The organism is Dietzia cinnamea NBRC 102147, from assembly GCF_001571065.1.
Lineage (GTDB): Bacteria > Actinomycetota > Actinomycetes > Mycobacteriales > Mycobacteriaceae > Dietzia > Dietzia cinnamea.
In genome coordinates, this window is record NZ_BCSW01000068.1 from 1 (window position 1) to 11,989 (window position 11,989).

General features: G+C 73.2%; 15 protein-coding genes. 12 read left to right on the forward strand and 3 right to left on the reverse strand.

Annotated elements, in window-relative coordinates; genetic code table 11:
• The first annotated feature begins 131 nt into the window (after window positions 1-131).
• Genes DCI01S_RS14820 through DCI01S_RS14830 form a run of 3 tightly spaced genes read left to right on the forward strand, consistent with a single transcriptional unit; the run spans window position 132 to window position 3,459 of the window.
• Window positions 132-1,826: a nitrite/sulfite reductase gene (locus DCI01S_RS14820; RefSeq protein WP_061229942.1), complete on the forward strand. Its 1,695-nt coding sequence runs from the start codon at window positions 132-134 to the stop codon at window positions 1,824-1,826.
• Window positions 1,823-2,605: a phosphoadenylyl-sulfate reductase gene (locus DCI01S_RS14825; protein ID WP_061229943.1), complete on the forward strand. Its 783-nt coding sequence runs from the start codon at window positions 1,823-1,825 to the stop codon at window positions 2,603-2,605. Before DCI01S_RS14820 ends, DCI01S_RS14825 begins: the two co-directional genes overlap by 4 nt.
• Entirely contained in the window at window positions 2,602-3,459 is an 858-nt protein-coding gene (locus DCI01S_RS14830; RefSeq protein WP_061229944.1) for an NAD(P)-dependent oxidoreductase, read from the forward strand. Before DCI01S_RS14825 ends, DCI01S_RS14830 begins: the two co-directional genes overlap by 4 nt.
• Here DCI01S_RS14830 and DCI01S_RS14835 read toward each other — a convergent pair.
• Window positions 3,456-4,226, reverse strand: coding sequence for a lysophospholipid acyltransferase family protein (locus DCI01S_RS14835; RefSeq protein ID WP_244881758.1), 771 nt, complete (start codon window positions 4,224-4,226; stop codon window positions 3,456-3,458). The two genes, DCI01S_RS14830 and DCI01S_RS14835, sit on opposite strands and share 4 nt — an antisense overlap.
• 93 nt (window positions 4,227-4,319) lie before the next feature.
• On the opposite strand from DCI01S_RS14835, the gene DCI01S_RS14840 reads away from it, so the two are divergent.
• Both DCI01S_RS14840 and DCI01S_RS14845 read left to right on the forward strand, forming a co-directional pair.
• A complete protein-coding gene (locus tag DCI01S_RS14840; protein WP_061229953.1) occupies window positions 4,320-5,033 on the forward strand; it encodes a sirohydrochlorin chelatase in 714 nt (237 codons plus the stop codon).
• Window positions 5,034-5,196: 163 nt separating this feature from the next.
• The gene (locus DCI01S_RS14845; protein WP_061229945.1) at window positions 5,197-5,538 is read left to right on the forward strand and encodes a histone-like nucleoid-structuring protein Lsr2; all 342 of its coding nucleotides are present in this window, start codon (window positions 5,197-5,199) and stop codon (window positions 5,536-5,538) included.
• A 130-nt stretch (window positions 5,539-5,668) separates the two neighbouring features.
• On the opposite strand, the gene DCI01S_RS14850 is transcribed toward DCI01S_RS14845, so the two are convergent.
• Entirely contained in the window at window positions 5,669-6,388 is a 720-nt protein-coding gene (locus tag DCI01S_RS14850; RefSeq protein ID WP_082767853.1) for an enoyl-CoA hydratase/isomerase family protein, read from the reverse strand.
• A gap of 161 nt (window positions 6,389-6,549) precedes the next feature.
• Here DCI01S_RS14850 and DCI01S_RS14855 point away from each other — a divergent pair, with 161 nt between their 5' ends.
• The 6 genes from DCI01S_RS14855 to thpR are packed head-to-tail and all read left to right on the forward strand — an operon-like array spanning window position 6,550 to window position 10,344.
• The gene (locus DCI01S_RS14855) at window positions 6,550-7,224 is read left to right on the forward strand and encodes a TetR/AcrR family transcriptional regulator (RefSeq protein WP_244881759.1); all 675 of its coding nucleotides are present in this window, start codon (window positions 6,550-6,552) and stop codon (window positions 7,222-7,224) included.
• Window positions 7,221-8,093 (forward strand): acyl-CoA thioesterase domain-containing protein, encoded by an 873-nt coding sequence (locus DCI01S_RS14860; RefSeq protein WP_061229955.1) that lies wholly within the window; start codon window positions 7,221-7,223, stop codon window positions 8,091-8,093. Before DCI01S_RS14855 ends, DCI01S_RS14860 begins: the two co-directional genes overlap by 4 nt.
• Window positions 8,090-8,956, forward strand: a complete 867-nt coding sequence (locus tag DCI01S_RS14865) for a maleylpyruvate isomerase N-terminal domain-containing protein (protein ID WP_061229947.1) — start codon at window positions 8,090-8,092, stop codon at window positions 8,954-8,956. The genes DCI01S_RS14860 and DCI01S_RS14865 overlap by 4 nt, the downstream gene beginning before the upstream one ends.
• A gap of 13 nt (window positions 8,957-8,969) precedes the next feature.
• Window positions 8,970-9,386: a fluoride efflux transporter FluC gene (locus DCI01S_RS14870; protein ID WP_061229948.1), complete on the forward strand. Its 417-nt coding sequence runs from the start codon at window positions 8,970-8,972 to the stop codon at window positions 9,384-9,386.
• Window positions 9,387-9,388: 2 nt separating this feature from the next.
• A complete protein-coding gene (gene crcB / locus DCI01S_RS14875; RefSeq protein WP_043566389.1) occupies window positions 9,389-9,754 on the forward strand; it encodes a fluoride efflux transporter CrcB in 366 nt (121 codons plus the stop codon).
• Window positions 9,754-10,344 carry an RNA 2',3'-cyclic phosphodiesterase gene (gene thpR, locus DCI01S_RS14880; protein ID WP_061229949.1) on the forward strand — a complete coding sequence of 197 codons (591 nt, stop codon included), beginning with the start codon at window positions 9,754-9,756 and terminating at the stop codon, window positions 10,342-10,344. Before crcB ends, thpR begins: the two co-directional genes overlap by 1 nt.
• 39 nt (window positions 10,345-10,383) lie before the next feature.
• Here the strand turns inward: thpR and DCI01S_RS14885 are convergent, their stop codons facing one another.
• A complete protein-coding gene (locus DCI01S_RS14885) occupies window positions 10,384-11,058 on the reverse strand; it encodes a hypothetical protein (RefSeq protein ID WP_061229950.1) in 675 nt (224 codons plus the stop codon).
• Between the two features lie 116 nt (window positions 11,059-11,174).
• Here DCI01S_RS14885 and DCI01S_RS14890 point away from each other — a divergent pair, with 116 nt between their 5' ends.
• On the forward strand, window positions 11,175-11,807 hold the full coding sequence (locus DCI01S_RS14890; protein ID WP_061229951.1) for a nucleosidase: 633 nt from the start codon (window positions 11,175-11,177) through the stop codon (window positions 11,805-11,807).
• Window positions 11,808-11,989: the final 182 nt, after the last annotated feature.

Consider the following 11,989-nt stretch of genomic DNA (forward strand, 5'->3'; position numbering starts at 1 on the left):
GATGGCGCGCTCTTCAGGCGGCGCAGACCCGAGCGCAACGCGTGCGGGGAGGCTTCCGGTGGTGCGGACGCTTGATGCGGTTAGGCGACCCTTGTTAGACAGACCAGTCTGTTCTGACTATCCTCGCCGCCATGACCGATACTGCAGCCGCCCCCCGTACCGCTCGTCCCGCGCGCGCGGCCAAGCCACAGGGGCAGTGGAAGATCGACGGCAAGCTCACGCTCAACCACAACGAGCAGTTCAAGCTGGAGGACGACGCCCTCAACGTGCGCCAGCGCATCCTGGACACGTACTCCAAGGAGGGCTTCGATTCGATCCCGTCGGACGACTTGTCGGGCCGTATGCGCTGGTGGGGCCTGTACACGCAGCGCAAGCAGGGCCTCGACGGCTCCCGGACCTCGAAGCTCGAGGCCGACGAGCTGCAGGACAAGTACTTCATGATGCGCGTCCGCACGGACGGTGGCGCGGTCTCCACCGACCAGCTGCGCGTGCTGGCGAGCATCTCGACCGACTTCGCCCGCGGCACCGCCGACATCTCCGACCGGCAGAACATCCAGTACCACTGGATCGCGATCGAGGACGTCCCCACCGTCTGGCAGCGGCTCGAGGACGTGGGCATCGACACGGTCGAGGCGTGCGGCGACTGCCCGCGCGTCATCCTCGGTAGCCCGGTCGCCGGTGTGGCGGAGAACGAGATCCTCGACCCCACCCCGGTGATCGAGGAGATCAAGGCCAAGTACATCGGGACGCCCGAGTTCTCGAACCTGCCGCGCAAGTTCAAGTCCGCCATCACCGGCCACCCGAGCCTCGACGTGGTCCACGAGATCAACGACATCTCGCTGGTCGGCGTCGAGCACCCCGAGCTGGGCCCCGGATACGACCTCTGGGTCGGCGGCGGCCTGTCGACCAACCCGCAGCTCGCCACCCGCATCGGCGTGTTCGTCCGCCAGGAGGAGGCGGCGGAGGTGTGGGCCGGCGTGGTGGGCATCTTCCGCGACTACGGCTACCGCCGCATGCGCACCCGCGCCCGGCTGAAGTTCCTCATCAAGGACTGGGGCGCCGAGAAGTTCCGCCAGGTGCTGCAGGACGAGTACCTCGGCCGCGAGCTCCCCGACGGCCCGGCGCCCGAACGTGGCGTCGGCTCCGGTGACCACGTGGGCATCTACGAGCAGAAGGACGGCCGCTTCTACGTGGGCGCCGCCCCGACCGTCGGCCGCGTCGGCGGCGAGAAGCTCGCACAGGTCGCCGACCTCGCCGAGGCCGCCGGGTCGCACCGTGTGCGCTTCACCCCGCACCAGAAGCTGCTCGTGCTGGACGTCGAGCCGGACAAGGTCGACCAGCTGGTCGAGGGCCTCGCCGAGATCGGGCTGTACGCCCGCCCGAGCTCCTTCCGTCGCGCCACCATGGCGTGCACGGGCATCGAGTTCTGCAAGCTCGCCTTTGTCGACACCAAGGACACGGCCACCGCGCTGGTCGACGAGCTCGAGCGTCGCTTCGCCGACGACGCGCCCCTGCGCACGCCGCTGTCGATCCACCTCAACGGCTGCCCCAACAGCTGCGCCCGCATCCAGACCGCCGACATCGGCCTCAAGGGCCAGCTCCTCGACGGCGACACCCCCGGCTTCCAGGTCCACCTGGGCGGCGGGCTGGCGTCGGAGGACCAGGAGTCCGGCGGGCTCGGCCGCACGGTCCGCGGCCTGCGCGTGCCGTCCGCGGAGCTGCCCGACTACGTCGAACGCGTGATCCGCAAGTACATGGAGACCGGTGCCAGCGGCGAGACCTTCGCCGAGTGGGCGCACCGGGTGGACGAGGAGGTCCTCGTATGACCGCAGTGAGCCTGGAACTGCTGCCCCGCAGCACCGTCCTCACGCCCGGCCCCGGCCGGAAGCGCACCACCGCCGAGCTCAAGGCCATCGCCGAGGAGGCGGGCCGCCGCTTCGACGACCGCGGCCTCTACGGCAACCACTCCGAGATCGACCCGGCGGAGGTCCTGGCCTGGGCGGGGGAGACCTTCGGTGACGCGCTCGCGGTGGCGTGCTCCATGGCCAACACGGTCGTGCCCGAGATGACAGCGCAGCACGCCCCCGGCGTGGACGTGCTGTTCCTGGACACGGGCTACCACTTCTCCGAGACCGTCGGCGTCCGCGACGCGCTCGCCGCCACCCCCGGTCTCAACGTGGTGGACGTGCGCAGCCCCGCGACCCGCGAGGAGCACGAGGCCGCCCTCGGCCCGCGCCCCTACGAGACCGACCCCGAGATGTGCTGCCGCCTGCGCAAGGTCGAACCGCTCGACGCCGCCCTGTCCGGGTACGAGGCGTGGATCACCGGCCTGCGCCGCGTCGACACCGACCACCGGGCCGGCGCGGCCATGGTCGAGTGGGACGAGAAGCACTCGATGGTCAAGATCAACCCGCTGGTGGCGTGGACCATGGAGCGCGTCCACGACTACGCCGCCGAGCACGGATGCCTGCTCAACCCGCTCCTCGACGACGGGTACCCGTCGATCGGCTGTGAGCCCTGCACCCGCCGCGTCGAGGCCGGTGCCGACCCGCGGTCCGGCCGCTGGGCGGGCTCGTCCAAGACCGAGTGCGGCATCCACCTGTGACCATCGCGTTGTCGCCGGCGGCCCCGCCGGCACCCACGCTGGACGGGCTGCCGCTCACCGTCGGCCTCGCGGGTCGGGAGGTGCTGCTCGTCGGGGCGGGACCCGTCTCGGCCCGCCGGGCGACGACGTTCCTCGAGGCAGGCGCCCTCGTCCGGGTGGTGGCTCCGCGCGTCGACCCGGCGATGGCCGACCTCGCGGAGCGGGCGGGCGACGACCTCGTCGTCGTCACCAGGCCCTTCGCCCCCGCCGACCTGGACAGTCCCTGGATGGTGCACGTCGCCACCGGCGACCCCCGGATCGACGCCGAGGTCGCCGCACTGTGCGAGCAACGGCGGATCTGGTGCGTCACCGCCGGGGACTCCGCGTTGGGATCGGCGCGGGTGCCCGCGCGCACGGCCGTCGCGACGCCCACCGGAACCGTGCGCATCGCCGTCGACTCGGGCGACCCCCGCCGCTCGGTGCGGGTGGGACGCCACGTCGCGCGCTCCCTGGCCACCGCACCCGCCGGTTTGCGTGCGCGCCGCCGCCCGGCCACCGGGTGGGTCGCGCTGGTCGGCGGCAGCGGCGACGGCGACCTGCTCACCGTCCGTGCGCGGCGCCTCGTCCACACCGCCGACGTGCTCGTCGTGGACGGCGCGGCCGACGCCACACTGGTGGCGGAGCTAGACGACGACGTCGAAGTGCTCGAAGCCGCCACCGACCTGCCCGCCGCCCGCGTGGCGGATCTTGTGGCGACACGGTACGCCGCGGGGCACGGGGTCGTGCGGATCGCCGCATCGGCCACCCTGGCCGATCGGGCCCGCGAGCTCGAGGCCGGCGGGGTGGACTTCGAGGTCGTCCCGGGCGTGGTCTAACCCCAGGCGGTCGTGAGCGCCTCGTCGATGCCGTCCCGCACGGCAGCGCGCACCTCGTCGACAGTCGGCGGCGGCCCGGAGTCCCACACCACGATCGGCGCCGCCGCGGCGACGGCGCGTCGCGGGGGCAGCTTCGCGTGCTCGCGGCCGTGGTAGGCGAGTCCCAGCGGCAGCACGGCCACCGGGGCGCCGGCCTCGCGGGCGCCCGCGACCATCATGCCGACGCCCTTCTTCACCGACTCGAGCCGCAGCGTGCGCAGGTCGTCGGCGGAGGAGTTGGTGCCCTCGACGAACGTGAGCACGACGCCCCCGCCCGCGAGCCGGTCCACGCAGAGCCCGATGAGGCGCGTGGCGGCGGCCTCGTGGATGTCGGACGCCGTCCCCTCGTAGTTCTTGGCCCGGAACACGGGCACCGTGCCGGTGTACTCGAAGACCGGTCGCAGGGGCCCGCGGAACAACGGGTCCTTGGTCAACCCGGTCCCGCTCGCGAGGAAGCGGATCCGCCGGTCGAACAGGGCCGCCGCGAGCACGGTGGGGTCGTGCGCGGACGGGTGGTTGACGGCCACGACGATGCCCACGCCGTCGGAGTGCAGGCGGTGCAGCCGCGCGACCGTCTCGTCGGGGATCCGCAGCCGCGGCCGGTAGATCGCGTCGACGAGCGCCAGCAGCGGGTAGGTGAACCAGTCCCGCCGCCGACCGGGCCCGTAGAAGTCGTACACGGCCTCCCAGTTGGCCACGGACACCTCGGGCCGCCGCCGCTTGTTCATGTACGCCGCCTGTTCATGGAGCCAGCCTGTTCATCCCCCCAGTTTCGCCGAGCCGATGCGGCGGCGCACCCCGATTGCGGCATGCTCGATGACATGACAGCCCTGTCCGGTCCGGCCGGCCCCCGCCTGCTGTTGGTCGCGCACGGGACCCGGTCCGCCGCCGGCCGCCGGGTGCTGGGCCGGATCCTGCTCGAGGCGCGCAAGCAGCTCGTCGGGGTGGACTGCCGACTCGCCTGGGTGGACGTCCAGGAGCCGGGGCCCGGGAAGATCCTCGCGGACGGCGTGCCGACGGTCGTGGTCCCCGCCTTCCTCGCGCGCGGGTTCCACGTCGTCCACGACGTCGGGCAGGCGTGCCGCGAGGCGCCCGGCCCCGTCGTGCAGACACCGCACCTGGGCGCCGAGCCCGAGCTCGTCCGGGCGCTCGTGCAGCGGCTCGCCGAGGCCGGCGCGACGGGCGCGTTCGGCGCCGACGCGGTCGTCCTCGGCGCGGCCGGCAGCAGCGACGCGTCGTCGGTCGCGGAGACCCGCGCGCTGGCCGCGCGCCTCGCCGAGCTGCTCCGCACGCCCGTGACCGCCGGTTTCGCGTCCGCGGCGAGTCCGACGGTCACCGAGGCGGTCTCGCAGTTGCGCGCTGACAGGCACCGTCGGGTCGCCGTGGCGACGCACCTGCTGGCGCCGGGGTTCTTCGCCGATCGACTGGCCGCCGCGGGCGGGGACATCACCTCCGCGCCATTGGGTGCGCACCCGGAGATCATCGATCTGATCGTCCGTAGATATCGCGAGAATTCCGCGTCGATCCGCTCCTGAAATCCCCGGGGAAGTGCACGGCGAACACCTGTGAACTGACTTAAAAGGTCAGCGCCGCACACATTTCCGCCGATCGGTTCGCGAACATAGTGTGTGCGGTTTGTGAATTGTTTGTGCATAATGTCATCGAAAGAGGGCCAGCCGGAGCAGGGAGAAGAAGCGCATGGCACAACAGTTCCAGGTTCAGTACATCGACGACCTCGACGGAACGGATCTCGGCACAGAGGCCAATTCCATTTCGTTCGCGTTCGACGGCAAGGAATACACGATCGACCTCAGTGATGAGAACGCCGAGAAGTTCCGTGAGGTCATGGCGCCGTACGTCGAGAACGGCCACCGCGTGACATCGACCAAGGCCAAGCCGGCACGCCGGACGGCGAGCAAGACGTCCTCGTCGGGGGAGACCAAGGCCATTCGTGAATGGGCGCGAAACAACGGATATGAGGTCTCCGACCGCGGCCGAATTCCCGCCGACATCATGGACGCGTACGCTGCGGCCAACTGATCGCCGTGGGCAGAGCGCGGCCGCCCGGACGGGCGGGCGATGGGCTCCGTTGATGGGGGCTGAGGTCCTTTTCCTCTTGCGTGATTCACGCCGCGGCCGGTCAGTTCGCGGCGTATTCCATCCCGGCGGCTCAGAGTCGCTCGACCGGCGCGTCCAGATGGGGCAGTATCCCCGCGACGAGACCGGCGCGGATGCCCGAGTAATTCGGCCCGCGCAGCGAGGCCAGTTCCGCGGCCACGGCGACGGCCCGGTCGAGGACCGACTCGGCGTCGACGGCCTCGTGCGCGATCCCGGCCGAGACGGCCTCGGCGGCGGGGTAGCGGCGGGCGGTGAGCATCGCGGTGGCCGCCACCGGGTGACCGAGGCGGGTCGTCACGAGCGCGTTCATGCCCGCCGGGAACGGCATCCCCAGCCTCGCCTCGGGAAGGTTCCAGTAGCCGCGGTCAGACCGCATCACCCGGTGATCGTGGCTCACCGCGAGCATCGCCCCGGCGCCGAACGCGTGACCGTTGACCGCCGCGACGGTCGGCAGCTCCAGCCGCAGCACCCGGGCGAACAGCCGCTGCACCCGCGTCACGTACGCGGGCAGCCCCGCGGGGTCCGAGGCGACGACCCCCAGATCGAGCCCGTTGGAGTAGAACCGACCGGCGCCCGTGGTGACCAGCGCGGCCGGGCCCTCGGAGGCCTCGACCTCGTCGAGCGCGGCGTCGAGCGAGTCGAGGAGGTCCGGCGAGAAGACGTTCTCGGGATTGCCGGGCTCGGCTGTCGGCTCGGTGGTGGTCGGCTCAGTGTCCATCAGCTCCGAGAAGCGCAGGACGTAGACGCTGCCATGACGGCTCAGGGTGGTCATGGACCCAGCCTAGGCCGCCCCGGCAGACGGGCGGGTAACACTGTCTCAGCAGGTGCGGAGCCGGCGTGACGGCACTGTCGCGACGCCCGTATCACGGTGTCCCGCCGACACGCCACGCCGGTATGACGGTGAACTCGTCGTCGTCGTCGTACCCTGCCGGGGTGACCCCTTCCTCGACGCGTGCCTCCACCCACGCCCAGTACGACGACTCGCTGCGCCGGGGGATCCTCGACGAGGCCACCAGGCGGCTCCGCGACGCGCCCCCGGAGACGCTCGGACTGCGGCCCCTGGCCGCCTCCCAGGGCACCTCCACCACGGCGATCTACACGATGTTCGGCGGCAAGGCCGGACTGCTCGCCGCGGTCGCGCACGAGGCCGACAGCCAGCTCGCCGCCGCCCTGCGCGACGCCCTGCGGCACGACAGCGTCGAAGGCGACGTCCGGTCCCTGTGCCGCGCCTACCGCCTGTGGGCGCTCGAGAACCAGGGGCTCTACGGCCTCGTCGTGGGCGAGCCCGCGCGGTCGCCGCGGGTCGGGGCCGAGCGCGGTGCCGGTGACCCCGACGAGCCGCTGTGGCGCGAGCCGCTGCTCGAGGTGGTGGACGCGGCGGTCGACGAGGGCGTCTTCCGGGCCGCCGACGTGCACGAGGCCGCGACCGCCATCTGGGCGTCGCTGCACGGCGTGGTCTCGCTGGAGCTGAGCGTGTGGCGCTCCTCGCCCAGCGCCGAGCAGTACTTCGAGACGCAGCTCGCGGCGATCCTGCGGTCGTGGGCGGGCGGCTCGGCGGGGACGGCGCGCACGCTCGGCGCGACCGGCACGGACGGCGTGGCCCGATGAGCGAGCGCGCGTTCTTCACCCTCGACGACTCGGGCGCCTACCTCCCCACGATCTTCGCGCGCAGCGCGTGGTCGGACAGCATGGTCAACGGCCCCGCCGTGGTGGCGGCGGCCGCGCGCGCCCTGGAGCTCGAGCATGGCGCCGACGGCTTCCAGCCGGCGCGCCTGACCGTGGACCTGTTCGCCCCGGTCCGCAACGAGCCGCTCGTCGCGCGCACCGAGGAGATCCGTGCCGGGAACCGCATCCGCGTGGCCGACGTCGAGCTGACGCAGGGCGACAAGGCCGTCGCCCGGGCCACGCTCGTCCAGCTGCGTCGCGGCGAGCAGCCGCCGGGCCGGATCTGGCGATCGGGGCGGGTCGTCGAGCCCCCGACGGGGGCCGCGGACGAGCCCGACAAGCCCGGCTCCAACGTCTTTTTCGGCAGTGGCGAGAACCCGGTCACGTGGGACCGTGACATGGGCCTGCACCAGAATGACCAGCGGAAACGCTTCTGGCAGCAGCCGCTCGACACCATCACCGGTGAGGACTCCACGCCGTTCCAGCGCGCGGTGACGCTGGCCGAGTCGACGAGCCTCATGACGCACTGGGGCGACGAGGGGATCGGCTTCATCAACGCCGACCTCACCGTGGCGCTGGCGCGCCTGCCGCGCTCGCGTGACCTGGGGATCGAGGCCGACGAGCACATCAGCGCCGAGGGCGTCGCGGTGGGCACGGCCTCGCTGTTCGACCGCGACGGCGTGTTCGCCACCGGCACCGTCGTGGCCGTGTCCAACGCGGGGCGGCAGATCGACTTCACGCGGCGCGGGCCGGGCGGCGACTCCGGGGACCGCGGCTCGCTCGGCGGCTCGGAGAGGGCGAGGCGGGTATGACCGGCGGCCTGAGCCACGCCGGGATGCTCGACGCGCTCGAGGCGCGGGTCGGGCTGGTGCGGTTCGCACTGGCGGGGGACGGGTCGGCTGGCTCGGGGTCGGCTGGCTCGGGGTCGGGTGCTGCGGACGTCGCCGCCGCCGTGCCCTCGTGCCCGGACTGGACCGTCCGCGATCTCGTCGCGCACCTGGGCACCGTCAACTGGTGGGCCGGTCAGACGGTCTGCGACGCGACGCCCGACGCCCGGACCCGCGGCATGAGCGCGGTGCAGCGCTCGGCGCCGCCGGCCACGGACGGCGCGGCCGCCCTCGCCGACTGGTACGCGCGGATCGCCGACGAGATGCTCCGGACCCTCACCGACACCGCCCCCGACGCGCCCGCCTGGACCTTCTCCGGCGCCGGCCGCGCCGACTTCTGGCTCCGGCGGCAGCTGCACGAGACCACGATCCACCGCTGGGACGTCGAGGCCACACTGCACGGCGCGGCCGCGACGACGCCCGTGTCGGAGGACGTGGCCGTCGACGGCATCGACGAGTTCTGCACGGTGATGCGCCCGCACTTCGCCGGTCGCGTGCCCGCGCTGCCGCTGACGATCCGCCTGCGCGCCGTGCCCCACGCGGCCTCGGACGGCGTTGCGGCGGGCGGCCTCGCGGCGGGCGCCGAGCCGGTCGGTGCGGGCGCGCTGGGCGCGCTCGAGTGGGAACTGCCGGGGCCCCCGGACGGCGGGGAGGTCGAGGTGGCCGGCCCGCCGGAGACCCTCGCCCTGCTGCTGTGGGGGCGCGTGCGCTCAGGCGCCGCGGGCCTGGAGGTCACCGGCGACCGCGACGGCCTCGACGCCGCCCTGGAGGCCGGGCTGTCCGGGTGAGTGGGGCGGCCGGGTGAGGTTCCCCGCCGCGGTGGCGTGGGTCGCGCTCGGCGGCGCGATCGGGACGTCCGCGCGCGTCGCCGTGACCGAGGCGTTCGCGCCGGCGCTCGCCGCGACCCTCGCCGTCAACGTCCTGGGCGCGTTCCTGTTGGGCGCGCTGCTCACCGCCCTGGAGGGCGGTGAGGACGGGGGCGGCCGGAACCACGATGGGGGACGACGACGACAACGCGCGCGATTGCTCCTCGGCACCGGCGTCTGCGGCGGGTTCACCACGTACTCCCTCATCGCGCTGCAGGTCGCGACGCTGACCCGCTCCGGCGACGGTCCGGCGGCGCTGGCCTACTGCGTGGTGACGCTTGTGCTGGGCGCTGTCGCCACCGCGCTCGGGATGGTGCTGGCCGCGGTGGCGCGCCGGGGGACGCCGTCGTGACGATGTTGTGGGTCGCGCTCGGCGGCGGCGTGGGTGCGGCGGCGAGGTACGCGCTGGACCGCGTGGTGTCCGCCCGATGGCGGGGTCGGTTCCCGCTGGGGACGTTCCTGGTCAACGTGTCCGGGTCGCTCGCGCTGGGGCTGCTCACGGGCCTGCTCGTCGACGGCTCCCTCCCGTTGGTCCTCCTCGGCACCGGGGTGCTCGGTGGGTACACGACGTTCTCCACCGCCAGTTATGACACCGTCCGCCTGGTCCGCGAGCGGCGATTCGGCACCGCGGTGGTCTACGGGGTCGGCACGATGCTCTCCGCGGTCGCCGCCGCGGCGCTGGGGTTGTGGCTCGCGGGCGGCTGGTCCACTGTGGGCTGATGGGTCACCGGATATTCGTGGCGGTCATGCCGCCGGAGGAGGTTCGCGACCAGCTCGAGACGTTCCTCGAGCCGCGGCCCGGGTTGGCGTGGACGAGTCCCTCGCAGTGGCACCTCACGCTGACGTTCTGCCCCGATGTCGACGACTGGCGCCTCGACGAACTCACCGAGCGCCTGGAGGCGGTCGCCCGCAAGCACGAGCCGTTCCGCGTGCGCCTGGCGGGGGCCGGGGCCTTTCCGTCGGTCGAGCGGGCCAAGGTCCTGTGGGCGGGCGTGGACCAGCCGGAGGGGCGGCCGCTCCACGCGCTCGCCGCGGGCGCCCGGTCGGCTGCCAACGCCGCCGGCTGTGTCCCTGACGGGGCGCGGTTCCGTCCGCACCTCACGCTGGCGAGGCTCGGGGGCCGCGACGACGCCACCGCGTGGCTCCGCGTGCTCGACACCTTCACCAGCAGCGAGTGGGAGGTCTCCGAGATCGCCCTCGTCGACTCGTTCCTCGGCGAGGGACCCCACGGCCGGGCCCGTCACGAGGTGGTGGCCCGGCTACCGCTGGGCTCGCGGGAGCGCCGGTGGTGGGACCCGCCCGGCGCCTGACGGTCGGCGCCCGGGCCGCCGGTCACGCCGGACGGCCGGTCACAGGGTCGCGCACTGCCCCTGGCGCTCGCCGGCGACCTGGTTGCCTCCGCCCGTCGGGGCCGGGTCGTTCGCCTCGCACTCGAGGTCCCCGCCGATCGTGTTGCCCTCGAAGCGCTGCACGCCGGAGTTCTCCTCCGATTCGACGTCGCCGCCGATCCGGACGTTCTCCAGGGTGGCTTCGCGCCCATACTCGAGTTCGACGGAGCCGGTCACCTCGCCGCCGGTGACGAGCACGGCGATGTGGCCCTCGGCGTCGATGTCCTCTGTGACGCGGACGTTGTACGCCTCGAGGCGACCGCCACCGAGCACGTCGACGTCCCCGTTGACCGACAGGTCGCGCAGGATGCACGTCTGCCCGTCGAGGACCCGGACGTCGCCGGTGATGTCCTCACCGGTGCGTTCGCCGGAGCAGTCGACGAGCCCTGGTGCGGCGGTGGCGTCACCGGCGGCTCGATCCTGCTCGGGGACGGTCGGCGCGGAGGACTGCTCGGTGACGGTGACGGTCTGCTCGGCGGGGGTCTGCTCGGCGGCCTGGTCGTCGGACCCGGAGGTGCATCCGGCCGCGGCGAGCAGCGCGGCGGCAGGGAGTGCGAGCAGCGCGCGGGCGTGGCGTGCCCGGGCGGGGTGAGTGGCGCGGGCGGGGCGCGGGGTGCGGGCGGCGTGGACGGACATCGTGGACGACCTCTTCGCTGGTGTGCCGGGGCGCCCTGTGCGGCCCCGGCCGCGGTGGTGACGTGTCCCACCGTAGGCGCCGCCGGGCCACCCGCCACCGCAGACGCGGATACGGTATGGCCGTGGAACTCATCGGGACCGTGGACCCTGCCCATCCGCTCGTCGTCGTGGCCCTGGAGCAGGAGGCCCGGCACTTCGTCACCGACTTCCCCGTCCTCGTCACCGGGGTGGGCAAGGTCCGCGCGGCCGTGGCCGTCGCGCACGCCCTCGGTGGCGGCGCCCGGCCGCGCGAGTTGGTCAACGTCGGCACGGCCGGCGGTCTGCACCCGGGGATGGAGGGCACACACGAGGTCGCGACGGTGTTCCAGCACGACTTCGACGACCCCGCGCTGCACGCGGTCACCGGTCGTCACGACGGTCCGCCGCTCGCCCTGTCGGCGATCCGTGCCGTGACTCCGGAGCAGGCGCCCGAGCCCTCGGCGCCGGGTGGCACGGTTGCGCCGGTGCTCGCCACCGGCGACCGCTTCGTCGCCGGCGGGCCGGTGCGCGACCGACTGGCGGGTATCGCCGACCTGGTGGACATGGAGGGGTACGCGGTCGCCGCGGCGGGGGCGATGCTCGGCGTGCCCACCCGGTTGGTCAAGCACGTCTCGGACTCCGCCGACGAATCCGCCGGGACCACGTGGGTCGAGGGCGTCGACGCCTGCGCCCGCGTGCTGGCGGAGTGGGTCGGTACCCGCCTGGCCTGACGCGGCGGTCACGGCCCGCCGCGCGACGCGCCGTCCGGTTTTGTTCGAACCCTTGTGCGCTCGGTGTGGCGCCGGTATGATCGAACTATAGTTCGACATTGGTGGTCATTGTTCGGTGTGGCGCTCGGCGAGGGGGTGGGGTTGGTGACGACGGCGAGGACGTTGTTCGCGGTCCCTGAGGC